This window comes from Variovorax sp. Varisp53 (assembly GCF_059491555.1).
In genome coordinates this window covers 6,346,628-6,369,881 of sequence record NZ_CP168512.1, presented here as the reverse complement: position 1 = coordinate 6,369,881, position 23,254 = coordinate 6,346,628, and the positions used below count along the sequence as shown (strand labels likewise).

Here is a 23,254-nt window from a genome sequence, read left to right as displayed (position 1 = left end):
CTCGTGGGCGCGAAGCTCACGCGCCCCTCATGCGGAGGCACGCTGCGCGGCAAAGGCCACGAACCAGTCGAGGCTGCCGGGGTTGGCCATCGCCTCGCGGTTCACCACCTTCTCGATCGGCTGGCCCAGCAGCAGCTTCTTGATCGGCAGCTCCTGCTTCTTGCCCGAGAGCGTGCGCGGGATCTCGGCCACCCGGAAGATGTCGTTGGGCGCGAAGCGAGGCGACAGCGAAGTCTTGATGGCATTGTTGATCTTCGCGCGCATCGCGTCGTCGAGCGCCACGCCGGGGCGCAGCACCACGAACAGCGGCATGTAGCTGTCGCGGCCCAGGTATTCGAGATCGACCACCATCGAGTCGAGCACCTCGGGCAGGCCCTCGACCGCGCTGTAGATCTCGCTCGTGCCCATGCGCAGGCCCTGGCGGTTGATGGTGGCGTCGCTGCGGCCGTAGATGATGCAGCCACCGTCGGTGCCGATCTTGATCCAGTCGCCGTGGCGCCAGACGCCGGGATAGGTGTCGAAGTAGCTCGACAGGTAGCGCGCGTTGCCCTCGTCGCCCCAGAAGTAGAGCGGCATCGACGGAATCGGCTTGGTGCACACCAGCTCGCCGACCTCGCCGACGACGGGCTGCCCGTTGTCGTTCCAGGCCTCGACCGAATGGCCCAGCTCGCGGCACTGCATCTGGCCCGGCACTTCGGGCAGGTCGCGGTTGCCGCCGACAAAAGCGCCGCAGAAATCGGTGCCGCCGGAGATGTTGCACCACCACACCTCCTTCGAGCCCGCATCGAGGATCTGCTGCGAGCCCCAGCGCTGCACCTCTTCGGGCAGCGGCGAGCCGGTGCTGCCGAGCGCACGCACGCGCGAGAGATCGCCGCATTCCTTCGCGACGAGGCCCGACTTCATGCAGTTGGTGAAGTAGGCCGCGCCTGCGCCGAAGAAGGTGACGCGGTGCTTCGCGACGAAGCGCCACAGCACGCCCCAGTCGGGCTTCTCCTTGCTGCCCGCCGGGTTGCCGTCGTAGATGCAGATGGTGGCGCCGAAGGCCATGCCCGAGAGCTGCGAGTTCCACATGACCCAGCCCGTGGAGCTGTACCAGTGGTAGCGCTCGCCGAAATTGTTGGCGCCGTAGCTCGCGCCCACGTCGTTGTGCAGGCCGCAGGCATGCATGGTGAGGATGATGCCGCCCTGCCCGTGCACGATGGGCTTGGGCAGGCCTGTGGTGCCGCTCGAATAGACGATCCAGATCGGATGGTCGAAGGGCAGCCATTCGGGCTCGAAGGCGGCGACCTCGGCGTCGTTGCGCGCGATGGCCTGTGTCCATTCGACGTCGTGCGGCACAGCGCTGGCGGCATACGGCGACTTCACGAGCAGCAGCTTCTGCACGCTGGGCAGCTGGCCGCGCAGCTCCTGCAGCACGGCGCTGCGGTCGAGCGGCTTGCCGCCATAGTGCACGCCGTCGACGGCGATCAGCACCTTGGGTTCGATCTGGCGAAAGCGGTCGGCCACGGCGGCCGTGCCCATGTCGGGCGCGCACACGCTCCAGATCGCGCCGATGCTGGAGCACGCGAGGAACGCGACCATGGTCTCGGGCACGTTGGGCATGTAAGCCGCGACGCGGTCGCCGCGCTGCACGCCGAGCGACTTGAGCATGAGCGCGACCGACGCGACCTGGCGCCGCATCTCCGGCCACGACATCTCGCGCACTTCGCCGCGCTCGTTGTCGCTCACGATGGCGGGCATGCCGGCCGCGTGCGCCGCGTCGACATGGCGCAGCACCTCGCGGGCGTAGTTGACCTGCGCGCCGGGGAACCAGCGCGCGCCGGGCATGCGCGACTCGGCGAGCACGGCCGTGTGCGGGGTGGGCGACTCGATGCGGGCGTAGTCCCAGATGCTCTGCCAGAAGGCGTCGAGCTCAGTGACGGACCAGCGCCACAGGGCGTCGTAGCTGTCGAAGCGCAGGCCGCGCGTCTCGCGCAGCCAGTCTCGATAAAGGCGGATCTGAGGGATGTTGGGGGCGGGCATGGCACGAGCGTAGCGCCGCGAACGAGCGTGCTCAATGGGGGTTGACCTCAGGGTTTGTACGCGTGTTCAATGTTTTTGTACAAGCGTTCAATACGCCCCGATGAGCACCCGCACACCCACCGCAAGGCGCGGCACCTCGCGTGCCGCGACGCCAGCCCCCGCCGCAGTCACCATCGAGACCGCGCGGCCCGACCGCAAGCAGGCGATCCTGCTGGCGGCCGAGAAACTTTTTGCGCAGCACGGCTACCACGTGGTGACGATCCGCCAGATCGCCGAAGAGGCCGGCGTGCCGCTGGCGCTGGTGGGCTACTACTACGGCCAGAAGCACGAGCTGTTTCACGCGATCTTCGAACACTGGAGCCATTCCATCGAGGCGCGGCTCGCAGGACTGGCCGCGGTGAACGTCGACCCCGACGACGCGCGCACGCTGCCGCGCATCATCGATGCCTTCACCGCGCCCGTGCTGGCGCTGCGAGCGAGCGCCGAGGGCGAGTACTACGCGCTGCTGGTGGCGCGCGAGCTCTACCACGCCACCGAGGAAGCCGACCGCGTGCTGCGCAGCTACTTCGACCCGCTGGCCGAGGCCTACATCGACGCGCTGCACCTCGCGCTGCCGCACGCCACGCGCAGCCAGGCGGCATGGGGCTACCAGTTCGCGCTGGGCGCGCTGCTGCACCACCTGAACGACAGCCGCATCGAACGCCTCACGCGCGGCGAGAACAGGCGCGCCGACCCGGCCGTGGCGCCGATGCTCGTGAACTTCATCGTCGGCGGCCTGCGCGCCGCACTGCCGCGCCCGAAGACCGCCAGAACCCCACGCACGAGAACCACCCCCAGGAGACAAAAGACATGATGAAACGACGCACCCTGCTGTCGGCGCTTGCCGCGGCATCGGCCGCCGCCGCACTGCCTTCGCGCGCCCAGTCCAACCCGAAGATCGTGTTCGGCTACACGGCCGTGACCGACTTCGCCTCGGTGTTCGTCGCGGCCGAAGAGGGCTACTTCAAGAAGCGCAACCTCGATGTCGAGCTCAAGTTCATTCCGCTGAATTCGACGATCCCGGCGGCGCTGCAGTCCGACTCGCTGCAGATTGGCGGGCCCACGCCCTCGGTCTTCCTGCAGGCGGTGGACGGCGGGCTCGACCTCGTGCTGGTGGCCGGCGGCGGCCTCACCTCGAAGACGATCACCGGCTTCGGCCTGGTGGCGCGCGCGGGCTCGGGCATCAAGGGCCCGCAGGACTGCGTGGGCAAGAAGATCGGCGTGCCGGGCCTCGGCGCCTTCCTGCACGTGACCTTCCGCGCGTGGCTGAAGGACAGCGGCGTGGACTACCGCAAGGTGAACTTCGTCGAGGCCGCGTTCCCGCAGCACGCCGACCTGCTGCGCGGCGGCTCGGTCGATGCGGTGGTGTCGGCCGACCCGTTCATGAGCCGCATCACCGAGAGCGGTGCGGGCTACGTGGCCTCGTACTACTCGACCTTCCTGCCGGAGAACAACCAGACCATCGTGCATGCGGCCAAGCGCGAGTGGGTGGCGAAGAACCCGGCCGCCGCGCGCGCGTTCCGCGAGGCGCTGGTCGAATCGGCCTCGTTCATGCAGCAGCCGAGGAACGACGCCAAGGTGCGCGCGGCCATCGGCAAGTACATCAAGCTCCCGCCCGAGGTGCTGGCCAAGGTGCAGATCTCGCCGCCCGGCCCCGTGGTGACGGAAAAGCAGCTCGCCTACTGGACCGGGCTGATGAAGGAGCAGGAGATGCTCAAGACGAGCATCGACGTGGCGAAGCTGGTGGCGAAGTGATCGCAGCACCCGCCCCCGTCGCCGCGCGCGCCGCACTGTCGGCGAGCGCCTTTCGTTCGCCGACCGTCCCCGCGATGCAGGCCACCCCCTTCCTGCGCTTCGACGGCGTGACCATCCGCCTCGGCGGACGCGAGATCCTCTCGCCCACCTCCTTCGACGTGGCGCGCGGCGAGTTCGTCTGCATCGTCGGTCCGAGCGGCTGCGGCAAGACCACGCTGCTGCGCGCGGCCAGCGGGCTCGTCAGCGCGAGCGCGGGCGAGGTGCGGCGCAACGGCGCGAAGATGACCGAGCCCTCGCGCGAAGTGGCTTTCGTGTTCCAGGACTACGGCCGCGCGCTGCTGCCCTGGCGCACGGTGGAAGGCAACGTGAGCCTCGCACTGGAAGCGGCCGGCGTGCCGGCAGCGGAGCGCGCGCCGCGCATTGCCGACGTGCTCGCCAAGGTCGGTCTCGCGAAGCATGCGCAGAAGTTTCCGGTGCAGTTGTCGGGCGGCATGCAGCAGCGCGCGCAGATCGCCCGCTGCCTCGCACAGAAGCCCGAGCTGATGATGATGGACGAGCCCTTCGGCGCGCTGGACGCCCTCACGAGGCAGAGCCTGCAGGACGAACTGGCGCGGCTGGTGCGCGACGACGGGCTCACGGTGCTGTTCGTGACGCACGACCTGGAAGAGGCCATCTACCTCGGCGACCGCGTGATCGCGCTGCAGGCCAACCCTGGCCCCGGTCGGCCGAGCCTCGCGCGGATGATCGACGTGAAGATTCCGCGTCCGCGCGACCAGCTCTCGACCAAGGAGCACCCTGAGTACCTGCATCTGCGGCGCGAACTCTTCGCCTTCATCGAGCAGGGCCATGACTGACAGCCGCCTCTACCGCTGGCTGCGGCCGTGGGTGTTTCCCGTCGTGCTGGTCGGCGCCTTCGAGTGGTACGCGCGGCGCGCGGCCGCACTGGGCAGCGACGCGCTCGCACCGCCCAGCGCTGCGGCCAAGGCCTTCATGGGCGCAGCGACGGACGGCTCGCTCTGGACGGCCACCGGCTTCACGCTGGGCACTGCCGCGCTTGGGTTGCTGCTGGGCGCGGTGCTCGGCATCGCATTGGGCGTGGTGCTCGGGCTCTCGCGCCGCGCGGCGCAGTTGGGGTCGGTCTCCATCGAAGTACTGCGCCCCGTGCCTTCGGTCGCGCTGATTCCGCTCGCCATGCTGACCTTCGGCTTCGGCGTGCGCATGGAGCTGGCCATCGTCGCTTTCGCCACCTTCTGGCCGCTGCTGGTGCTGGTGCAGTCGGCGGTGCAGCAAGTCGAGCCGCGGCTGCTCGAGGTGAGCCGCGTGCTGGGCCTGTCGTCGCGCGAGCGGGCCTTCAAGATCGTGCTGCCGGCCATCGTGCCGCGCCTGTTCGTCGCGCTGCGGCTGGGCGTGGCGGTGGCGCTGGTGGTGGCCGTGACGGTGGAGATCGCGGCCAATCCGAACGGCATGGGCTACGCAATGATGATCGCGCAGCAGAGCTTCGACCCGGCGCTGATGCTCGCGTGGCTGGTGTGGATCGGCGTGGTGGGCTTCGCGGTGAACGCCGGCATGGTGCTGCTGCAGCGCGTGGTGTCGCGGCGCATGGGGGTGCAGCCATGAACGGCAACGGCAACAAGGACCGCATCGGCCTGAACCGGCTCGGCTCGCTGGGCGTTCTGCTGGCGCTCGTCGCGCTGTGGTGGGTCGCGAGCAACGCGGGCTGGGTCAGCCGCGTGTTCCTGCCGACGCCGCAGGCCACGTTCGCGAGCCTTCTCGAAGGACTGAATCTCGCGGGAGGCGATGGCAACGGCGAACTGCTCGGCTTCACGCAGGCCACGGTGGGCCGCATGATCGAAGGCTGGCTGCTCGCGTCGCTCTTCGGCGTGCTGCTGGGCGCGGCCATCGGCGTATCGCCCCAGGTGCGCGCGTGGGTGCAGCCGACGCTGGAATTCATCCGCCCGCTGCCCGCCTCGGCGCTGCTGCCGCTGGCCATCTCCATCTTCGGGCTGAACCCCGGCATGGTGCTCTTCGTGGTCGCATTCGGCGCGATGTGGCCGGTGCTGCTGGCCACGGTGCACGGCTTCGCGGCCGTGGAGCCACGCCTTTCGGAAGTGACGCGCTGTCTGCAGATGTCGCGCGCGGCGTATATCTGGAAGATGGGCCTGCCCAACGCCATGCCCGACATCCTGGCCGGCATGCGGCTCGCGCTGACCATCGCGCTGATCGTCGCGGTGGTGGGCGAAATGATCGCCTCGCAAAGCGGCCTGGGCCAGGCCATCCTGCTGGCTGCGCGCGCCTTCCGCGCCAGCGACCTGTTCGCCGGCATCGTGCTGCTCGGGCTGATCGGCTTCGTGAGCAACGCGCTGCTGGCCCTTGCCGAGCAACGGCTGCTGCGCTGGCAGCGCCCCTGACTCCCCCGATTGCTTCTCCCCCAAACACGAACACCTCACAAGGAGCCTCTTCATGCCACGCAAATTCGTCGACCTCTCGATCTTTCTCGAGAACGATGTGCTCTCCGACCCGCCGGCCTTCGCGCCGAAGATCCAGTACTTCACGCACGAGCAGACCTACGAGCAGATCGAACCCTTCTTTCCCGGCTTGAAAAAGGAAGACCTGCCCGACGGCGAAGGCTGGGCCGTGGAACTGGTGCAGCTGTCGACGCACAATGGCACGCACCTCGATGCGCCCTATCACTTCCACTCGACCATGGACAAGGCGCTGGGCGAGAAGAAGCCCGCCATCGCCATCCACGACGTGCCGCTCGAATGGTGCTTCCAGCCGGGCGTGAAGCTCGACTTCCGGCACTTCGCCGATGGCTACGTGGTCACGGCCGACGACGTCGAGGCCGAACTCAAGCGCATCGGCCACACGCTGAGCCCGCTGGAGATCGTGGTGGTCAACACGCGCGCCGGTTCGCGCTACGGCCATCCCGACTACGTGTCGGCCGGCGCGGGCATGGGCTACGAGGCGACGATGTACCTGCTGGAACGCGGCGTGCGCCTCACGGGCACCGACGCATGGAGCTGGGACGCGCCCTTCGTGCACACCGCGAAGAAGTACGGCGAGACGCACGATGCCTCGCTGATCTGGGAAGGCCACAAGGCCGGGCGCGACATCGGCTATTGCCACATCGAGAAGCTGCACAACCTCGAGGCGCTGCCGCCCACGGGCTTCTTCATCAGCTGCTTCCCGCACAAGATCCGCGGCGCGTCGGCCGGGTGGACGCGCGCCGTGGCGATCTTCGACGATGCGTTGATGGCGTCGGTGTGAGGGCCGGTTCATGAACGCGCTCAACCGCACGCACGACGTCCACGCACGCAGCTGGGTCGAATCGGCCAATGCGGCAGGCGGCGACTTCCCGATCCAGAACCTGCCGCACGCTGTGTTCCGCCGCGCCGGCAGCGCCGAGCCGTTTCGCGGCGGCATCGCCATCGGCGGCGAGGTGCTCGACCTCGCCGCGCTGGTCGCGCGCCAGCAGCTCGACGGCCTGGCGCTCGACGCGGCGCGCGCCGCCGCGTTGCCGGCATTGAACGACTTCTTCGCGCTCGGCCACTCCGCATGGAAGGCGTTGCGCCACGCGCTGTTCGACCTGCTGAAGAACGACGCGCCCGTGGCCACGGTGCAGGCCGTGCGCGAATGCCTGGTGCCGCAGGCCGAGGTCGAATACACCGTGCCCGCGCGCATCGGCGACTACACCGACTTCTACACATCGATCGACCATGCGCTGAACATCAGCCGCCTGATGAACCCCGACGGCGACGTGACGCCCAACTTCCGCTGGATTCCGACCGCGTACCACGGGCGCGTCTCGACCATCGGCGTGAGCGGCCAGCGCTTTCACCGGCCGATGGGGCAGGCGATGGCGCCAGGCGCGAAGGCGCCCACGTACCAGGCCTGCGCGCGGCTCGACTACGAACTGGAGCTCGGCGTGTGGATCGGCACCGGCAACCCGCAGGGCGAACCCATTCCGCTCGAACGCGCGGACGAACACATCTTCGGCATCTGCCTGCTCAACGACTGGTCGGCGCGCGACATCCAGTTCTGGGAGATGGCGCCGCTCGGGCCGTTCCTGGCGAAGAACTTCGCGACCACGATCTCGCCGTGGATCGTGACGATGGAAGCGCTCGCGCCCTACCGCCAGGCCTGGACGCGGGCGGCCCACGAGCCCCAGCCGCTCGCGTATCTGGAAAGTGCGGCGAACCGCGAGAGCGGCGCGCTCGACATCCGCCTGGAGGTCTGGCTCGAAAGCGAGAAGGCGCGCAAGGACAAGGCCGGGCCGTCGCGCCTGTCGTCCACGAGCTTCAGGCACCAGTATTGGAGCGTCGCGCAGATGGTGGCGCACCACACGATGGGCGGCTGCAGCCTGAACCCGGGCGACCTGTTCGGCAGCGGCACGATCTCGGGGCCCGGCGCGGGCGAGGCTGGCGCGATCATCGAGCTGACGCGCGCAGCGCAAAGCCCGGTGACGCTGGCCAATGGCGAGCAGCGTGGTTTTCTTGAAGACGGCGATGCGGTGCTGCTGCGCGGCTGGTGCGAGAAGCCGGGGCATGCGCGCATCGGTTTCGGGGAGAGCCGTGGAACGGTGCTGCCGGCCAGGCGTTGAGCAGAAGCACCAAAGAAAAAGGCCACCCGATGAGGTGGCCTTTTCTTTAATTTGGAGCGGGAGAAGAGTCTCGAACTCTCGACCTCAACCTTGGCAAGGTTGCGCTCTACCAACTGAGCTACTCCCGCGTGGAGCCCTCGATTATAGGGTGAATTTAGATCGGTTTTACCGAGCCCGAGAAAAAAGTTCGTTCAAGCACCGAATACCAGCGACCGATGCATCGATACGCCGGCCATCAACCCATCGGCCGAGGCCAGCGTGGCATTGCTGAACGCCATGGCGAGGTCGCCTGCCGCATAGACGCCGGGCACCGTCGTCATCTTCATCGCGTCGACGCGCAGCACGCGGCCCATCGGGCCGTCGTCGAAGGCGCAGCCGAGTTGTTCGGCGAGCGGACTGGTCGGGCGCGTGTGCGGCGCCACGAACATCGCCTCGACCGGCACGAGCCGGCCATCGTAGATGCGCACGCCGGCCAGGTCCGTCCCTTGTCCTTCCAGGCCGGCGATGCGTCCCGGCTCGATGGCCACGCCGCGCGACCGCAGCCTCGCACGCACTTCGGCGTCGGGCCCTTCGCCGCCATTGAGGAAGAGCGTGGTCGAGCCCCACTCGGCGATCAGCAGCGCATGGTCCGCCGGCGCGCCGCTGTGGAAAAGCAAGCCCAGCGAGCGGCCGCCGAACTCGTAGCCATGACAGTAGGGACAGTGCAGCACGCTCTTGCCCCAACGCTCGCCGATACCGGCGATGTCGGGCAGGCCGTCCTGCACGCCGAACGACAGCAGCAGCTTGTGCGTCGAGATCTTTTCCCCGCCGTGCAACGACACCGTGAAGCCATCGGCGCCATCCGCACTCGCGGCCACCACACTGCCCTTGATGAACTCGACGGACGGATAGGCGAGCAGCTTGTCGCGCGCGTCGGCAATCATCTTCAGCGGCGGCGTGCCGTCCTGTCCGAAGAAGCCGTGCGACGCTGCGGCGAAGCGGTTGCGCGGCGCGCCCGCGTCGACGACGCACACGTTCCTGCGCGCGCGAGCCAGCTGCATCGCAGCCGAAAGGCCGGCAAAACTGCCGCCCACGATCATAGCGTCATGACGCATGTTCAATGTCCTTCTGCGTGAAGCCGCCGCCTGTCATGCGGCGGTGGAAGTCCCCGGAAAGATCGGCCAGCGTGATGCTGTTGAAGCGCTTCAGCAGCAGCGCCTCGGCGTCCTGGAGGGCGCCGTCGAGCGCCGCGTTCACGGCCTGCTCGACGATGCAGCCCGGGCTCTCGGTGCGGTTGCCCATGGCCAGCAGCGCGGGCGCGCCGACGGCGTTGTGGATGTCGCCCAGCGTCACCGCCGCCAACGAGCACGACAGCACCCAGCCGCCGCCGTGGCCCTTGGCCGAACTGACGAACCCCGCCTGCCGCAGGCCGGCCATGACGCGGCGCACGACAACCGGGTTGGTGTGCATCGCGGCCGCCAGCGACTCGGACGTGACGGGGGCGTTCATCTCGGCCATGTGCAGCAGCACATGGAGAACGCCTGAAAGCTTGCTGTCTCGTTTCATGCAACATTATTAGTTGCATAAGTTTTCCATGGCATGCCGAAGGGTCTTCGGGAGTTCGGCATGCCGCATCGTTTGTCACGGCACAGGCACGAGAATCGACCCCGCCATGACGTCCACACCGACCACCCTGCTCGACGCCGTCCTGCGCGGCGTGCTGCTGGCCCTGCTGCTCGTGCTCGCGCTGGTCCTCGGGCGCGACCGCCCTCGCCTGACGGTCGCGCGGGCGGGCGTACTGCTCGCGCTCGGCCTGTGCATGCAGGCCATCGGCTCCGCGCCGCTGTTCGAAGCGCTCGTGCCGCGCGGGTGGCAAGCGCCCTTTGTCGCGGTCTCCGTCGGCAATGCCGTGCTGTTCTGGGTGTTCGTGCAAGCGCTGTTCGACGACGACTTCCGGCTGCGGCCGCTGCACGTCGCCGCGTGGCTCGCGGTGGCTGCGCTGGCGGCACTCAATTGCGCGGTCGTGGCAGGCAGCGCCTCGGTGCTCGCGCCGGTGACGATGGGCCTGCAGCGCGCGGTGCCGCTGGTGTTCGCGGTGCTGGCTGCGATGGCGGCGGCTTCGCAGTGGCGGGCAGACCTGGTGGAGGGACGGCGTCGGCTGCGCGTGTTCATCGTGGTGGCGGGCGTCGGCTACAGCATCGGCATGCTGGCCGTGCGGCTGGCCTCGCCGCAGGGCCGGCTGTCGAACCTGTCGGCGACGGCCGATGTGGCGATGCTGCTGCTGATCGTGGCCGTGGTGGCGTGGCGGATGGTGCGGCTGGCGGGATCGGAGCTGTTTCCGGCTTCACGGGCGCCCGTTGCGATTCCCGCGCACGAGGCCGTCGCACCAGTCCCTGTCGCGCCTGCGGAACCCGAGCCCGAACAAGCCCCCGACCCCGCCGAGGACCGCCTCGCGGAATCCTTGCGGCACGCCATGGCGGTGGAACATGCCTACCGCAGCGAAGACCTGAGCATCGCCAACCTGGCCGCCCGGCTGTCGGTGCCCGAGTACCGCCTGCGCCGCCTCATCAACCAGCGGCTGGGCCACCGCAACTTCAACGCCTTCGTCAACGGCCTCCGCCTGGCCGAAGCGATGGCGGCGCTGGCCGATCCTTCCAAGCGCGAACTGCCGGTGCTCACCATCGCGTTGACCGCGGGCTTCCAGTCCATCGGCCCGTTCAACCGCGCATTCAAGGTCGCCACGGGCCTCACGCCCTCCGAATTCCGCAGGCAGAAGCTGGCCGAATCCTGAAATCTCTCGCCAAAACCCGCACTTGCGGCTTTCGGCAAGACGCGGCAGCGGCGCCCCGGCATCGTGCGGGCCTTCAAAGGCAAGGAACCACCCGATGCGACGTTTTTCTTTTTCCTCTCTCTTCTTCCTGCTCCTGGCGCTTTGCTGCGGCTGGGCGCAAGCCTCCATGGGCATGGTGGAACTTCCCGCCGCGCCCGGCGACGGCCCGGTCACGGTGTTCTATCCGTCCACCGACGCGCCCCAGCCGACCCGGCGTGCCCGCTTCACGCTCGACGTGGCCGCGCAGGGCGAGCCGGCACCCGGCAACGGCCGGCTGGTGATCGTCTCGCACGGTTCGGGCGGCGCGCCGGGGGTGCATGCGGACATCGCGCGCAGCCTGGTCGAGGCCGGTTTCGTCGTCGCCATGCCCGAGCACAGGGCCGACAACTACAAGGACGACAGCGATCCCGGCCCCGACAGCTGGACCATGCGCCCGGCCGAGGTGTCGCGCGCCATCGACGCGGTGGCGCGCGACCCGCGCTTCGCGCCGCTGCTGCGGCTCGACAAGGTCGGCATGTACGGCATGTCGGCGGGTGGCCATACGGCCCTGAGCCTCGCGGGCGGGCGCTGGTCGCCGGCCGCGTTCGCCCGGCACTGCGAGGCCGACCTGGTGAACGACTTCCAGTCCTGCGTAGGCCTCATCACGCGGCTGACCGGCGGGCCGCTCGACGGCATCAGGAAATGGGCCGCATTGCTCGTCATCCGCCACCGCTTCGGCGACGACGCCGCGCCGCGCGAGCACATCGATCCGCGCATCGCGGCCATCGTGGCGGGCGTGCCCTCTTCCGCCGATTTCGACCTGGCCTCGCTCGCGGCGCCGCGCGTGCCGCTCGGCCTGATCACCGCCAGGCAGGACCGCTGGCTGATCCCGCGCTTCCACAGCGACCGGGTGCTTGCGGCCTGCCTGCCACGCTGCGAGCTGATCGCGGACATGCCGACCGGCGGGCACGGCTCGCTGTTGTCTCCGCTACCGCCGGACCTCACGGGACTGGTCGGCGACATGCTCAACGACCCGCCGGGTTTCGACCGCGCCAGCGTGTTACCGGAAGTTAACCAGAAGACAACGGCCTTCTTCAGCACGCATCTGCTGCCATGATTCGCACCGCGGGGGCAACGTTCGAGCCTCCTGTTTCGCCGACAGCCAGTTCCCACACGCGTGGGCGACTGTTGCGCACATGGCGACAAAGGTCGGCCCGGCCATGGTTGCACCCGAGTCGACCGAACCCCGGTCGGTTCTTGAAATCGTGACCAGCTACGAAAGGAAAAGTCACCCATGAAGCAACAGCAACACAACCGCATCTTCCTCGGCGCCGTGCTCGCAGGCCTCCTGGCCGTCGGCGGCGCAGCCCAGGCGCAAGGCGTCGGGGTCGGCGTGGGGGTCAATGCAGACGTGAACACCTCGGGCGCTGCAGGCGCCGGCTCCACCCATGGCGGTGCCGCGGCACGCACAGGTGCGGCCGCAGGCGCGAACACGAATGCCGGTGCTGCCACGTCCGACACGGCCGGCAGCGCGACAGGCGGTGTGGGCAGCGCCGTCGGTGGCGTGCTGGGCGGTGCCACTGGCGCGGTCAGCGGTGCCACGAATGCGGCAGGCGGCGTAACGAACACCGTAGGCAGCACGCTGAATGGTGCAACCGGCGCCGTGGGTTCGGCCACCAATGCCGTGAAGCCGTCGAGTGCTGGCGCGAAGGCGAGCGGCAAGGCCCAGGGCTCGGGCGCCATCGACATCAAGAAGTAATCAATCGGCCCGCCGGCCCAGGCCGGACAAAAAGCCCGCAGCGCTCGCGCGTTGCGGGCTTTTTTTTGGGCGAACGCCTCAGTCGGCTGGCTTGAGCTTGAACAGGCTGGTGACCGCCACGTCGAGCACCATCAGCTCGCGCTGGTTGAAGAGCCGCCAGCGCCAGCGCAGGATGCCGAGCGTCGGGCGCTTTTCGGAGCGGCGCACCTCGGTCACGTCGGCCACCAGCCGCAGCGCATCGCCGGGCCGCACGGGATTCGGCCAGCGCACGTGGTCGAGCCCGGGCGAGGCGAACGATTCGGAACCGGCAAGCGCTGCATCGACAGCCAGCCGCATCGCGATCGAGCACGTGTGCCAGCCGCTGGCGATCAGCCCGCCGAAGGAGCTGCCGGCCGCCGCCTCGGCATCCGTGTGGAACCACTGCGGGTCGTAGGCCCGCGCGAACTGCAGGAGCTCCGTTTCGGTGAGCACATAGGGCCCGGCCTCGATGACCTGGCCCGCATGGAAGTCGGCGAACTTCATCCGCCGCAGCCTAGTACGTTTCGAGGTGCAGGCGGCCTTCGCGCTTCAAGGCGGCGCCGACCGTGTCCCAATCGAGCCCCGCTTCCTTCGCCACGTCGCGCAGTGCGAGCACCACGCCCTCTTCCATGCTCTTCAGGCCGCACACATAAAAGTGGCTCGCGCCATCTTTCAGCAGCGCGGCCAGGTCGGCGGCACGCTCGCGCATCAGGTCCTGCACGTAGCGCTTGGGGCTTCCCGGCGTGCGCGAGAACGCGAGGTTGATGTCGATGAAGTCCTTGGGCAGCGACTGCAGCGGACCGAAGTACGGCAGCTCCTGCTGCGTGCGCGCGCCGAAGAACAGCATCAGCTTGCCGCCCTCGAACTTGCCGCTCTTGCGCAGGCGGCGGCGCCATTCGGTCATGGCACGCATCGGCGCGCTGCCGGTGCCGGTACAGATCATCACGATGTGCGACTTGGGGTGGTTCGGCATCAGGAACGACGAGCCGAAGGGCCCGACCACCTGCACCGTGTCGCCCACCTTCAGGTCGCACACGTAGTTGGAGCACACGCCGCGCACCGGGTCGCCTTCGTGGTCCTCGGTCACGCGCTTCACGGTGAGCGAGACGTTGTTGTAGCCGGGCCGCTCGCCGTTGCGCGGGCTGGCCACCGAGTACTGGCGCGCATGGTGGCGTTTGCCGATGGCATCGACACCCGGCGGCACGATGCCGATCGACTGGCCTTCGAGCACCGGGAACGGCACCACGCCGAAGTCGAGCACGATGTGGTGGGTCTCGCTGTCGAAGCCCGCCTCGGTGCAGTTGAAGTTGCCGACCACGGTGGCGGTGGTCGGCGTCTTCGGCGGGAAGAGATTGGTGTACGCGTGCGCGGCCGACCAGGGCGGCACGGTGGCGCCGTATTGCGCCGAATTGAAGGCCGGCTCGATCGATTCGGCGGCCGCCTGGGCTTGCGTCTGGGCGGGCAAGGCGGCCGCGGGGTCGCCGGCCACTTCCGCGGACACGCCGGCGGCTTCGAGCTCTTCCGACGAGAGTTCGGCGGGCAGCGATTCCCAGGTGAGCTGTTCCTCGATCGAGTACGCGCGCACCACCGGCATCGTGCGCCAGTTGTCGATCGAGCCCGTCGGGCACGGCGAGATGCAGGCCATGCAGCCATTGCAGACGTCCGCGCGCACGACGTAGTTGTTGTCGTCGTGCGTGATCGCGTTGACGGGGCAGATGGCCTCGCAGGTGTTGCAGCGGATGCAGATCTCGGGGTCGATCAGGTGCTGCTTGATGATCCCGGCTTCAACGGCCATGTCCATGTTGTTCTCCTAGAGCCCTCCCCCTCTGGGGGAGGGTTGGGTGGGGGCAAACGGCCTCTGTCGTGGGCGCTATCGCCGCGTGCCCCCATCCCAGCCTTCCCCCAGTGGGGGAAGGAGCAATACCGAAATACCCGATCAGCCGAAACGCACGTACTCGAAATCCACCGGCTGGCGGTTGATACCCATCACCGGCGGCGAGATCCAGCCGGCGAACTTGCCCGGCTCGACCACGCGTCCCATCAACGATGCCACGAAAGCGAAGTCCTCGGAACTCGGCAACCATTCGTCGCGCTTGGCGGCCCATTCGATGTCGTTCACCACGCGGCCTTCGGGCGACATCTTGATGCCGGCGAGCGCACCGATCTGGCGGTTGAAGGCCTTGTGCGGCACGGTCAGGCGGGTCGGGATGCCAGCCTTCTCGAGCACCTTGTTCCAGCGGCCGACGCCGGCCACGGAGTCCTTGATGAAGTCGTCGCGCAGCACTTCGTTCAGCGCGTTGAGCATCGGCACGTCCTTCTCGACGAGCTGGCCGTCCTTCACCTCGAGCACCTTGTAGGTCTGGCCCTTGAGCACGTGGTCGTCGTCGCGCTTGCCTTCTTCGTAGCGGCCCTTCAGGCCCGAGCTGTAGAAGATGGCGGCGTTGCTCGACTGGTCGGCGCCGAACAGGTCGATGGTCACGCTGTAGTGGAAGTTCAGGTAGCGCTGGATGGTGCCCAGGTCGATGCAGCCGGCGGCGCGGATCTTCTGCGCGTCGTCGGTCTTGAGCTCGTTCATCACCTGCGCGGTGCGCGCGATGACGCGCGACACGCCGCTCTCGCCCACGAACATGTGGTGCGCTTCTTCGGTCAGCATGAACTTCGTGGTGCGCGCCAGCGGGTCGAACGCGCTCTCGGCCAGCGCGGCCAGCTGGAACTTGCCGTCGCGGTCGGTGAAGTAGGTGAACATGAAGAACGCGAGCCAGTCGGGCGTCTTCTCGTTGAAGGCGCCCAGGATGCGCGGGTTGTTGGCGTCGCCCGAGGTGCGCTGCAGCAGCGCGTCGGCTTCTTCGCGGCCATCGCGGCCGAAGTGCTTCTGCAGCAGATAGACCATGGCCCACAGATGGCGGCCTTCTTCCACGTTGATCTGGAACAGGTTGCGCAGGTCGTACATGCTGGGCGCGGTCAGTCCCAGGTGGCGCTGCTGCTCGACCGATGCGGGCTCGGTGTCGCCCTGCGTCACGATGATGCGGCGCAGGTTGGCACGGTGCTCGCCGGGCACGTCCTGCCAGGCTTTTTCACCCTTGTGGTCGCCGAAATGGATCTCGCGGTTGGCGTCGCCCGGGTTCAGGAAGATGCCCCAGCGGTAGTCGCGCATCTTCACGTGGCCGAACTGTGCCCAGCCCTGCGGATCGACGCTCACGGCCGTGCGCAGGTACACCTCGTGGTTGGTCGAGCCCTCGGGGCCCACGTCGTCCCACCAGTTGATGAAGTTCGGCTGCCAGCCTTCGAGCGCGCGCTGCAGCGTGCGGTCTTCGCCGAGGTTGACGTTGTTGGGGATCTTCTCGCTGTAGTTGATCGTGCTCATCGTTGTTCCTTGGGTTGTTCAGGCTGCCAGTTCAAACGCGGTTCATGTCGAAGCCGGCCTTCTCGCCGGTGCCGTAGACCTTCAGCGCACCCTTTTCACCGACGGCGTTGGGGCGGTTGAAGATCCAGTTCTGCCAGGCGGTGAGCCGGCCGAAGATGCGGGTGGCCATGTTCTCCTTGCTTGCGAAGCGCAGGTTGGCTTCGAGGCCGGTGAGCGCGTCGGGCGACATGGCGGCGCGCTCTTCGATGGCGATGCGGATCTCGTCGTCCCAGTCGATGTCGTCGGGCGCGGCGGTCACGAGGCCGAGCTTCAGCGCCTCGTCGGCGTCGAGCGGCTTGCCGGCGGCGGTGCGCGCGGCCTCGAGCGGCGCGGCTTCTTCATAGAAGCGGCGCTGCAGGCGGCTCTGGTCGTTCACCATCGGGAAGAAGCCGAAGTTGAATTCGTTCAGCGTGAGCTTCGGTGCCCGATCGGCGTCGTCAGGCAGCGCGAGCATGTAGGTGCGGTCGGCCGCGAAAGCCAGCTCGGCCAGCGTGCCGGCGAAGCACGAACCGGCCTCCACCAGCGCGAACAGGCTGCGCGACGACACGTCCAGCCGCGCCAGCGTGCGGCGCAGCGCGCCGATGGTTTCGCGCACCAGCCAGTGGTCCTTGTTGGCGAGCATCACTGCGTCCGACGCGAGCACGGCGGCAGCGTCGCCCTCGGTCTTGAGCAGCCAGGTGCCGATGTCGAGCTCGTTGGTGCGCAGGTTGAGGATGGCGTCGTCGAGTTCGCGGCACATGGCGAGCGGCCACCAGGCGGCACCCGCAGCTTCGATGGCGGCGATGTCGGTCGGCTGCGCGCCGGTGGGCGCCTTGATGGTGATGGTCGCGGTGCGCTTGCTGCGGTCGATCTGCACGTTGACGTTCGAGTACGCGATGCCGTCGGCGCTGTCGGTGCGTTGCAGGCGGGTCAGCGCCACGCCCTTGCCGTTGGCCGGGCGGTCGCTGCCGGCCGCGAGTTGCGAAGCGCGCTCCTGCACCGCGGCGGCGAACTGCGCGGGCTTGGCCACCGCGTCGACCAGGCGCCAGTCGACCGCGCGCTGCCCGCGCACGCCTTCGACGCTGGTGCAGAAGATGTCGGCCAGGTCATGGCGCACGTGGCGCTTGTCGGTCACGCGGGTCAGGCCGCCGGTGCCGGGCAGCACGCCGAGCAGCGGCACTTCGGGCAGCGAGACGGCGGAGGAGCGATCGTCCACCAGCAGGATCTCGTCGCAGGCCAGCGCCAGTTCGTAGCCGCCGCCGGCGCAGGCGCCGTTCACGGCCGCGAGGAACTTGAGGCCCGAGTGCTTCGAGGTGTCTTCGATGCCGTTGCGGGTCTCGTTGGTGAACTTGCAGAAGTTGACCTTCCAGGCATGGCCGGAGACGCCGAGCATGAAGATGTTGGCGCCCGAACAGAAGATGCGGTCCTTGCCGCTGGTGACGATCACGCTGCGCACTTCGGGGTGCTCGAAGCGCACGCGGTTGAGCGCGTCGTTCAGTTCGATGTCCACGCCCAGGTCGTAGCTGTTGAGCTTGAGCTTGTAGCCGGGGCGGATGCCGCCGTCTTCCGCGATGTCGAGCACGAGGCGCGCGATGGCGCCGTCGAAGCTCAGCGACCAGTGGCGGTATCGGCCGGGCTCGGTGCGGTAGTCGACGCGCGGGGGCGCCTGGAGCGTGGTGATGTCGGTCATGCGGAAGTCTCCTGTGGGGCAGTGTTCGGAAACCGTGAACAGGAAAGATAATGCACTTTACTGCTCCGATGACATGCATCATGCTGCATGTATTCAGGCAAGTCAATGCCTGTTGTGCTTTTTTTCAGATTTCGGGCTGGGCTGAGGATTCGGGGAAGTGCGCAGGCCACCGGGTACTCCCCTCCGCGAATGTCCCCCGCCCTTCGGGCTCCTCCTTTATTTCGCTGCGGGGAGCACCCGATGCCCTGCGCACAGGGCACGCTGCGGGTTCGCAGCCAATCAACCAGTGCTCTGAACGCTCACGACGGCGGGGTGCCTTGCGCAGCGAAATAAAGGAGGAGCCCGAAGGGCGGGGGACATTCGCGGAGCAAGGTACCCCGTCGGCGTGAGCGCGCCCTGAACATGCACCCCCGGTGCGTATCAGCCGCCCAGCCCCATCGATTGGCGGGTCGCGGCCCGCAGTGCCTGGAAGCTCTGCGCCAGCGTCTTGCCGCTGGTGTCCACTGACAGGTCCGCCTTCGAATAGAAGGCGGCGCGGCCGTTCAGGATGCGGCGCAGGTCTTCCATCGCTTCCTTGCTCGCGGCCATCGGACGGGTGTCGCCCTGTGCGGCCACGCGGCCCATGTGCTCCTCGGGCGCGGCCTGCAGCCACACGGTGGTGCAATGCGCGAGCAGCTCGTTGAAGGTGGCCGGGTCGGACACGATGCCGCCCGGCGTGGCGATCACCACTTCGCTGTAGATCTGCACCGCCTCTTCCAGCGCGCGGCGCTCGTAGCGGCGGTAGGCGTTGGTGCCGTACAGGTCGTGGATCTCGCGCACGCTGCAGCCCGCGAGCTTCTCGATCTCGCGGCTCAGCTCGATGAAGGGAATTTCCAGGTCTTCCGCCAGCATCTGCCCCAGCGTCGACTTGCCCGCGCCGCGCAGGCCCACGAGCGCGATGCGGCGGTGCCGCGCCGGATCGACCGAGGCGGTGCCCAGCAGTTCGCCGAGCGCCACGCGCACGCGGCGCAGGTCGGCTTCGCTGCGGTGTTCGAGCAGCTCGCGGATCAGCAGCCACTCGGGCGAGCTGGTCGTCACGTCGCCCACCAGTTCGGCCAGCGAGCAGTGCAGTGCGCCGGCCACCTGCTGCAGCACGAGGATCGACGCGTTGCCGATGCCGTATTCGAGGTTGGCGAGGTGGCGCTCCGACACCTCGGCTGCGACGGCCACGGCCTTGCGCGTGAGGCCGCGCTGCGCGCGCAGGTTGCGCACCCGATCGCCCAATGCCGCCAGCAGCGGGTTCTTCGCCTCTCCTGCAGGCGCAACGCCGTTGCCGGGGCCGCCACTTTCCGGCGCGGTGGCCAGCACCGCGTCTACATGCTCGTTCATGCAATTCCTCGTTCTTCGCCGGAATTGTGCGCGCTCAGGGTAAACACCATAGATGCACTATATTGCTTGACACTCATTGTCTCGCTGCTTATCGTTCGGGCACACGCAAGATACTGCACGCGCAGCGATTCTGCAAGGTAGTTCAAAAGCTCGAGGCCCCACGATGTCCGACCGAAGCACCGCCGCCACAGGCAAGGAAGCATTTCACCAGCTGATTGCAGGCTTGACCGCCGAGATCGCCGGCAGGCCGCTCGACAGCGCGCTCGACCAGTGGCTCAACGCCACCCACGGCGCAGGCAGCGCCCGCTTCGAGCAGCTGCGCCAGGCCTGCATCGGCGGCGTCGCCGAAGGCTGGCTGTGCGAGCGCGAGGGCGGCGGCATCCGATACGGCCGCGTCTTCAAGGCCGAGGACGCGCTGCACCGATTTTCGGTCGACGTGGTCGACATGCAGGACATCGCCGGGCCGCACCACACGCATCCGAACGGCGAGATCGACCTGATCATGCCGCTGGAGAGCAGCGCCACCTTCGACGGGCGCCCCGCAGGCTGGTGCGTCTACGGGCCCGGCACCGCGCACCGCCCGACCGTGGCGCAAGGCCGCGCACTCGTTCTCTATCTGCTGCCCGAAGGGCAGATCAAGTTCTCCTGATGACCGAACTCCTCCAAAACCACGTCGCCGGCCGCTGGCAAAGCGGATCGGGCGCCGGCACGCCCCTGTTCGACCCGGTGCTGGGCACCGAGCTCGCACGCGTCGACGCCACCGGCCTCGACCTGCCCGAAGCCTTCGCCTTCGCCCGCGAACAGGGCGGCAATGCGTTGCGCGCCCTCACCTACCGCCAGCGCGCCGGGCTGCTCGCAGCCATCGTGAAAGTGCTGCAGGCCAACCGCGACGCCTACTACGACATCGCCACCGCCAACTCCGGCACCGTGAAGAACGACTCGGCAGTCGACATCGACGGCGCGATCTTCACGCTCGGCCAGTACGCCAAGTGGGGCGACACGCTCGGCGACGTGCGTGCATTGCGCGACGGCGACGCAGTCAAGCTCGGCAAGGAGCCGGTGTTCCAGTCGCAGCACCTGCAGGTGCCGACGCAAGGCGTGGCGCTGTTCATCAACGCCTTCAACTTTCCGTCGTGGGGCTTGTGGGAAAAGGCCGCGCCCGCACTGCTGTCGGGCGTGCCCGTGATCGTGAAGCCCGCTACGGCCACCGCGTGGCTCACGCAGCGCATGGTGAAGGACGTGGTCGATGCGGGCGTGCTGCCCGCCGGCGCGCTGTCCATCGTCTGCGGCAGCTCGGCCGGATTGATGGATGCGCAGCAGCCCTTCGACGTGGCCTCGTTCACCGGCTCGGCCGAGACGGCCGCGGTGATCCGCTCGCACCTTGCGGTGGCCGAGCGCTCGGTGCGCGTGAACATCGAGGCCGACAGCCTCAACAGCGCCCTGCTGCTGCCCGGCGCCGCGCCTGGCAGCGAGGCCTTCAACCTGCTCGTGCGCGAAGTGGTGCGCGAGATGACGGTGAAGTCGGGCCAGAAGTGCACCGCCATCCGCCGCATCCTGGTGCCGGCCGAGGTGTACGACGCCGCGGCCGAAGCCATCGGCGCCAAGCTCGCGGGCATCACGGTGGGCAATCCGCGCAACGAGAGCGTGCGCATGGGCTCGCTCGTGAGCCGCGCTCAGCTGAATGCGGTACGCGACGGCCTCGACGCGCTGGCCACGCAGACCACCGTGCTGCACGACAGCCGCAACAAGCCGCTGATCGATGCCGACCCGAAGGTGGCCGCCTGCATCGGCCCCGTGCTGCTGGGCGCGCGCGACGCCGATGCGGCGCAGCGTGTGCACGATGTGGAAGTGTTCGGGCCGGTGGCCACGCTGCTGCCGTACCGCGATCTCGCGCACGGCATCGCACTTGCGCACCGCGGCCAGGGCTCGCTCGTGACCTCCCTGTATGGCAGCGACGACGCCGCGCTCGCGCAGGCCGCGCTGTCGGTCGCACCGAGCCACGGCCGCGTGCACGTCATCACCCCCGAGGTGGCGCAGGCCCACACGGGCCACGGCAACGTGATGCCGATGTCGCTGCACGGCGGTCCCGGCCGCGCGGGCGGCGGCGCCGAACTGGGCGGCCTGCGCGCGCTCGATTTCTATCACCGCCGAAGCGCGGTGCAGGCAAGCCCCGGCGTGCTCACCGCACTCGGCCTCTAGAACGAGAGACACGGCTGAAGGAGACAAGACCATGACCCTGCCCACACGATTCAACTTCGCCGAGCACCTGTTCGCCCTCAATCGCGGCCGCGCCGATCGCACCGCCTACATCGACGACCGCGGCACGCTGAGCTACGGCCAGCTCGAAAACCGCGCGCGCCGCCTCGCCGCCGCATTGAAGGCGGCAGGCATCCACCGCGAAGAGCGCGTGCTGCTGCTGATGCTCGACGGCAACGACTGGCCGGTGAGCTTTCTCGGCTGCCTCTATGCCGGCGTGGTGCCCGTGGCCGTCAACACGCTGCTCACGCCCGACGACTACGCCTACATGCTCGATCACAGCCGCGCGCAGGCCGTGCTGGTGTCCGGCGCACTGCTGCCGACGCTGCAGCAGGCGATGGCGCGCGGCGGCCATGAAGTGCAGACGCTGATCGTGTCGCAGCCCACGGGTGCGCTGCCTGAGGGCGCACAGGAATTCGAGGCCGCGCTCGCCGCCGCCCCGCCCCTGGCATCGCCGGCGTCGACCGCCTCCGACGACCCCGGCTTCTGGCTCTACTCCTCCGGCTCCACCGGCAAGCCCAAGGGCACGGTCCACACGCACGCCAACCTGTGGTGGACGGCCGAGCTCTACGGCAAGCCCGTGCTCGGCCTCACCGAAAACGACGTGTGCTTCTCGGCCGCCAAGATGTACTTCGCGTACGGGCTCGGCAATGCGCTGACCTTCCCGCTGTCGGTCGGCGCCACCGTGGTGCTGATGGCCGAGCGGCCCACGCCCGACGCCACCTTCCGCCGCTGGGTGGAGCACAAGCCCACCGTGTTCTTCGGCGCGCCCACCGGCTTCGCTGGCATGCTCGCCTCGCCGAAGCTGCCGGCGCGCGAAGCCGTGGCCCTGCGCATGTGCTCCTCGGCCGGCGAGGCGCTGCCCGGCGAGCTCGCGCAGCGCTTCAAGGCGCACTTCGGCTGCGAGATCATCGACGGCATCGGCTCGACCGAGATGCTGCACATCTTCATCTCCAACCGCCCCGGCGACGTGCGCTACGGCACCACCGGCCGGCCGGTGGAGGGCTACGAGGTCGAGCTGCGCGGGGAGGACGGCCGCCCCGTGGCCGACGGCGAGGTGGGCGACCTCTACATCCGCGGCCCGAGTTCGGCGCTGATGTACTGGAACAACCGCGAGAAGTCGCGCGAGACCTTCCAGGGCGGCTGGACCAAGAGCGGCGACAAGTACACGCGCGACGCCGACGGCTACTACACCTACGCCGGGCGCAGCGACGACATGCTGAAGGTCAGCGGCATCTACGTGTCACCGTTCGAGGTCGAGGCCACGCTGATGCAGCACCCGGCGGTGCTTGAGGCCGCGGTGATCGGCAAGGAGGACGCCGAAGGGCTGACGAAGACCAAGGCCTTCGTCGTTCTGAAGGACGGCGCCGCGGTGACCGAGGAAGAGCTGAAGGCCTTCGTCAAGGAACGCCTCGCGCCGTACAAGTACCCGCGGTTCCTGGAGTTCGTGAGCGAGCTGCCGAAGACGGCGACGGGGAAGATCCAGCGGTTCAGGCTGCGCGAGCGGGAAAAGCAGGCGTGATACGCACCCCGTCTTCCTCTTTCCCCCTCCCCCGCTGGGGGAGGGCCGGGGTGGG

General features: G+C 68.4%; 21 protein-coding genes and 1 tRNA gene. 13 read left to right on the top strand and 9 right to left on the bottom strand.

Features of this window, described 5'->3' with window-relative positions; translation table 11 throughout:
• Positions 1 to 27 precede the first annotated feature (27 nt).
• Positions 28 to 2,022 carry an acetoacetate--CoA ligase gene (locus ACEOAB_RS30010; protein WP_413749424.1) on the bottom strand — a complete coding sequence of 665 codons (1,995 nt, stop codon included), beginning with the start codon at positions 2,020 to 2,022 and terminating at the stop codon, positions 28 to 30.
• Between the two features lie 100 nt (positions 2,023 to 2,122).
• On the opposite strand from ACEOAB_RS30010, the gene ACEOAB_RS30005 reads away from it, so the two are divergent.
• The 7 genes from ACEOAB_RS30005 to fahA are packed head-to-tail and all read left to right on the top strand — an operon-like array spanning position 2,123 to position 8,416.
• Positions 2,123 to 2,875, top strand: a complete 753-nt coding sequence (locus ACEOAB_RS30005) for a TetR/AcrR family transcriptional regulator (RefSeq protein WP_413749423.1) — start codon at positions 2,123 to 2,125, stop codon at positions 2,873 to 2,875.
• On the top strand, positions 2,872 to 3,816 hold the full coding sequence (locus ACEOAB_RS30000) for an ABC transporter substrate-binding protein (protein WP_413749422.1): 945 nt from the start codon (positions 2,872 to 2,874) through the stop codon (positions 3,814 to 3,816). Before ACEOAB_RS30005 ends, ACEOAB_RS30000 begins: the two co-directional genes overlap by 4 nt.
• Positions 3,813 to 4,670: an ABC transporter ATP-binding protein gene (locus tag ACEOAB_RS29995; protein ID WP_413749421.1), complete on the top strand. Its 858-nt coding sequence runs from the start codon at positions 3,813 to 3,815 to the stop codon at positions 4,668 to 4,670. The genes ACEOAB_RS30000 and ACEOAB_RS29995 overlap by 4 nt, the downstream gene beginning before the upstream one ends.
• Positions 4,663 to 5,433 (top strand): ABC transporter permease, encoded by a 771-nt coding sequence (locus tag ACEOAB_RS29990; protein WP_056600204.1) that lies wholly within the window; start codon positions 4,663 to 4,665, stop codon positions 5,431 to 5,433. Before ACEOAB_RS29995 ends, ACEOAB_RS29990 begins: the two co-directional genes overlap by 8 nt.
• Positions 5,430 to 6,224, top strand: coding sequence for an ABC transporter permease (locus tag ACEOAB_RS29985; RefSeq protein ID WP_082572484.1), 795 nt, complete (start codon positions 5,430 to 5,432; stop codon positions 6,222 to 6,224). The genes ACEOAB_RS29990 and ACEOAB_RS29985 overlap by 4 nt, the downstream gene beginning before the upstream one ends.
• A 52-nt stretch (positions 6,225 to 6,276) precedes the next feature.
• Positions 6,277 to 7,083, top strand: a complete 807-nt coding sequence (locus tag ACEOAB_RS29980) for a cyclase family protein (protein WP_007832619.1) — start codon at positions 6,277 to 6,279, stop codon at positions 7,081 to 7,083.
• 10 nt (positions 7,084 to 7,093) lie between these two features.
• Positions 7,094 to 8,416: a fumarylacetoacetase gene (gene fahA / locus ACEOAB_RS29975; protein ID WP_413749420.1), complete on the top strand. Its 1,323-nt coding sequence runs from the start codon at positions 7,094 to 7,096 to the stop codon at positions 8,414 to 8,416.
• A gap of 52 nt (positions 8,417 to 8,468) precedes the next feature.
• On the opposite strand, the gene ACEOAB_RS29970 is transcribed toward fahA, so the two are convergent.
• The 3 genes from ACEOAB_RS29970 to ACEOAB_RS29960 all read right to left on the bottom strand — a co-directional run bounded on the left by ACEOAB_RS29970 (position 8,469) and on the right by ACEOAB_RS29960 (position 9,961).
• Positions 8,469 to 8,544: transfer RNA gene (locus ACEOAB_RS29970), tRNA-Gly, on the bottom strand.
• A 63-nt stretch (positions 8,545 to 8,607) separates the two neighbouring features.
• Positions 8,608 to 9,510 carry an NAD(P)/FAD-dependent oxidoreductase gene (locus ACEOAB_RS29965; RefSeq protein ID WP_413749419.1) on the bottom strand — a complete coding sequence of 301 codons (903 nt, stop codon included), beginning with the start codon at positions 9,508 to 9,510 and terminating at the stop codon, positions 8,608 to 8,610.
• Complete coding sequence (locus ACEOAB_RS29960; protein WP_413749418.1) at positions 9,500 to 9,961, bottom strand: RrF2 family transcriptional regulator; 462 nt, start codon at positions 9,959 to 9,961, stop codon at positions 9,500 to 9,502. Before ACEOAB_RS29960 ends, ACEOAB_RS29965 begins: the two co-directional genes overlap by 11 nt.
• A 106-nt stretch (positions 9,962 to 10,067) precedes the next feature.
• Between ACEOAB_RS29960 and ACEOAB_RS29955 the strand changes: the two genes are divergently transcribed.
• The 3 genes from ACEOAB_RS29955 to ACEOAB_RS29945 all read left to right on the top strand — a co-directional run bounded on the left by ACEOAB_RS29955 (position 10,068) and on the right by ACEOAB_RS29945 (position 12,963).
• Positions 10,068 to 11,186, top strand: a complete 1,119-nt coding sequence (locus ACEOAB_RS29955; protein WP_413749417.1) for an AraC family transcriptional regulator — start codon at positions 10,068 to 10,070, stop codon at positions 11,184 to 11,186.
• 94 nt (positions 11,187 to 11,280) lie between these two features.
• On the top strand, positions 11,281 to 12,321 hold the full coding sequence (locus ACEOAB_RS29950; RefSeq protein ID WP_495653327.1) for an alpha/beta hydrolase family protein: 1,041 nt from the start codon (positions 11,281 to 11,283) through the stop codon (positions 12,319 to 12,321).
• Positions 12,322 to 12,498: 177 nt separating this feature from the next.
• Positions 12,499 to 12,963, top strand: coding sequence for an adhesin (locus ACEOAB_RS29945; RefSeq protein WP_413751276.1), 465 nt, complete (start codon positions 12,499 to 12,501; stop codon positions 12,961 to 12,963).
• Between the two features lie 78 nt (positions 12,964 to 13,041).
• On the opposite strand, the gene ACEOAB_RS29940 is transcribed toward ACEOAB_RS29945, so the two are convergent.
• From ACEOAB_RS29940 to ACEOAB_RS29920, 5 genes are all read right to left on the bottom strand, one after another.
• Positions 13,042 to 13,485 (bottom strand): MaoC family dehydratase, encoded by a 444-nt coding sequence (locus ACEOAB_RS29940; RefSeq protein WP_413751275.1) that lies wholly within the window; start codon positions 13,483 to 13,485, stop codon positions 13,042 to 13,044.
• A 10-nt stretch (positions 13,486 to 13,495) separates the two neighbouring features.
• Positions 13,496 to 14,782, bottom strand: a complete 1,287-nt coding sequence (gene boxA, locus ACEOAB_RS29935) for a benzoyl-CoA 2,3-epoxidase subunit BoxA (protein WP_495653326.1) — start codon at positions 14,780 to 14,782, stop codon at positions 13,496 to 13,498.
• A gap of 135 nt (positions 14,783 to 14,917) precedes the next feature.
• Complete coding sequence (gene boxB, locus ACEOAB_RS29930; RefSeq protein WP_056600176.1) at positions 14,918 to 16,345, bottom strand: benzoyl-CoA 2,3-epoxidase subunit BoxB; 1,428 nt, start codon at positions 16,343 to 16,345, stop codon at positions 14,918 to 14,920.
• Between the two features lie 31 nt (positions 16,346 to 16,376).
• Positions 16,377 to 18,053: a 2,3-epoxybenzoyl-CoA dihydrolase gene (gene boxC, locus ACEOAB_RS29925; protein ID WP_056600174.1), complete on the bottom strand. Its 1,677-nt coding sequence runs from the start codon at positions 18,051 to 18,053 to the stop codon at positions 16,377 to 16,379.
• A gap of 420 nt (positions 18,054 to 18,473) precedes the next feature.
• A complete protein-coding gene (locus tag ACEOAB_RS29920) occupies positions 18,474 to 19,421 on the bottom strand; it encodes a helix-turn-helix transcriptional regulator (protein WP_413750812.1) in 948 nt (315 codons plus the stop codon).
• 163 nt (positions 19,422 to 19,584) lie between these two features.
• Here ACEOAB_RS29920 and ACEOAB_RS29915 point away from each other — a divergent pair, with 163 nt between their 5' ends.
• The 3 genes from ACEOAB_RS29915 to ACEOAB_RS29905 are packed head-to-tail and all read left to right on the top strand — an operon-like array spanning position 19,585 to position 23,199.
• Complete coding sequence (locus tag ACEOAB_RS29915; protein WP_413750813.1) at positions 19,585 to 20,070, top strand: DUF4863 family protein; 486 nt, start codon at positions 19,585 to 19,587, stop codon at positions 20,068 to 20,070.
• Positions 20,070 to 21,620, top strand: coding sequence for a 3,4-dehydroadipyl-CoA semialdehyde dehydrogenase (locus ACEOAB_RS29910; protein ID WP_413750814.1), 1,551 nt, complete (start codon positions 20,070 to 20,072; stop codon positions 21,618 to 21,620). Before ACEOAB_RS29915 ends, ACEOAB_RS29910 begins: the two co-directional genes overlap by 1 nt.
• 31 nt (positions 21,621 to 21,651) lie before the next feature.
• Complete coding sequence (locus ACEOAB_RS29905) at positions 21,652 to 23,199, top strand: benzoate-CoA ligase family protein (protein ID WP_413750815.1); 1,548 nt, start codon at positions 21,652 to 21,654, stop codon at positions 23,197 to 23,199.
• Positions 23,200 to 23,254 lie beyond the last annotated feature (55 nt).

Coding starts and splice junctions, on each gene's coding strand:
- ACEOAB_RS30010 (WP_413749424.1), bottom strand. CDS start 2,022: ATGCCCGCCCCCAACATCCCTCAGATCCGCCTTTATCGAGACTGGCTG.
- ACEOAB_RS30005 (WP_413749423.1), top strand. CDS start 2,123: ATGAGCACCCGCACACCCACCGCAAGGCGCGGCACCTCGCGTGCCGCG.
- ACEOAB_RS30000 (WP_413749422.1), top strand. CDS start 2,872: ATGATGAAACGACGCACCCTGCTGTCGGCGCTTGCCGCGGCATCGGCC.
- ACEOAB_RS29990 (WP_056600204.1), top strand. CDS start 4,663: ATGACTGACAGCCGCCTCTACCGCTGGCTGCGGCCGTGGGTGTTTCCC.
- ACEOAB_RS29985 (WP_082572484.1), top strand. CDS start 5,430: ATGAACGGCAACGGCAACAAGGACCGCATCGGCCTGAACCGGCTCGGC.
- ACEOAB_RS29980 (WP_007832619.1), top strand. CDS start 6,277: ATGCCACGCAAATTCGTCGACCTCTCGATCTTTCTCGAGAACGATGTG.
- fahA (WP_413749420.1), top strand. CDS start 7,094: ATGAACGCGCTCAACCGCACGCACGACGTCCACGCACGCAGCTGGGTC.
- ACEOAB_RS29965 (WP_413749419.1), bottom strand. CDS start 9,510: ATGCGTCATGACGCTATGATCGTGGGCGGCAGTTTTGCCGGCCTTTCG.
- ACEOAB_RS29960 (WP_413749418.1), bottom strand. CDS start 9,961: ATGAAACGAGACAGCAAGCTTTCAGGCGTTCTCCATGTGCTGCTGCAC.
- ACEOAB_RS29955 (WP_413749417.1), top strand. CDS start 10,068: ATGACGTCCACACCGACCACCCTGCTCGACGCCGTCCTGCGCGGCGTG.
- ACEOAB_RS29950 (WP_495653327.1), top strand. CDS start 11,281: ATGCGACGTTTTTCTTTTTCCTCTCTCTTCTTCCTGCTCCTGGCGCTT.
- ACEOAB_RS29945 (WP_413751276.1), top strand. CDS start 12,499: ATGAAGCAACAGCAACACAACCGCATCTTCCTCGGCGCCGTGCTCGCA.
- ACEOAB_RS29940 (WP_413751275.1), bottom strand. CDS start 13,485: ATGAAGTTCGCCGACTTCCATGCGGGCCAGGTCATCGAGGCCGGGCCC.
- boxA (WP_495653326.1), bottom strand. CDS start 14,782: ATGGACATGGCCGTTGAAGCCGGGATCATCAAGCAGCACCTGATCGAC.
- boxB (WP_056600176.1), bottom strand. CDS start 16,345: ATGAGCACGATCAACTACAGCGAGAAGATCCCCAACAACGTCAACCTC.
- boxC (WP_056600174.1), bottom strand. CDS start 18,053: ATGACCGACATCACCACGCTCCAGGCGCCCCCGCGCGTCGACTACCGC.
- ACEOAB_RS29920 (WP_413750812.1), bottom strand. CDS start 19,421: ATGAACGAGCATGTAGACGCGGTGCTGGCCACCGCGCCGGAAAGTGGC.
- ACEOAB_RS29915 (WP_413750813.1), top strand. CDS start 19,585: ATGTCCGACCGAAGCACCGCCGCCACAGGCAAGGAAGCATTTCACCAG.
- ACEOAB_RS29910 (WP_413750814.1), top strand. CDS start 20,070: ATGACCGAACTCCTCCAAAACCACGTCGCCGGCCGCTGGCAAAGCGGA.
- ACEOAB_RS29905 (WP_413750815.1), top strand. CDS start 21,652: ATGACCCTGCCCACACGATTCAACTTCGCCGAGCACCTGTTCGCCCTC.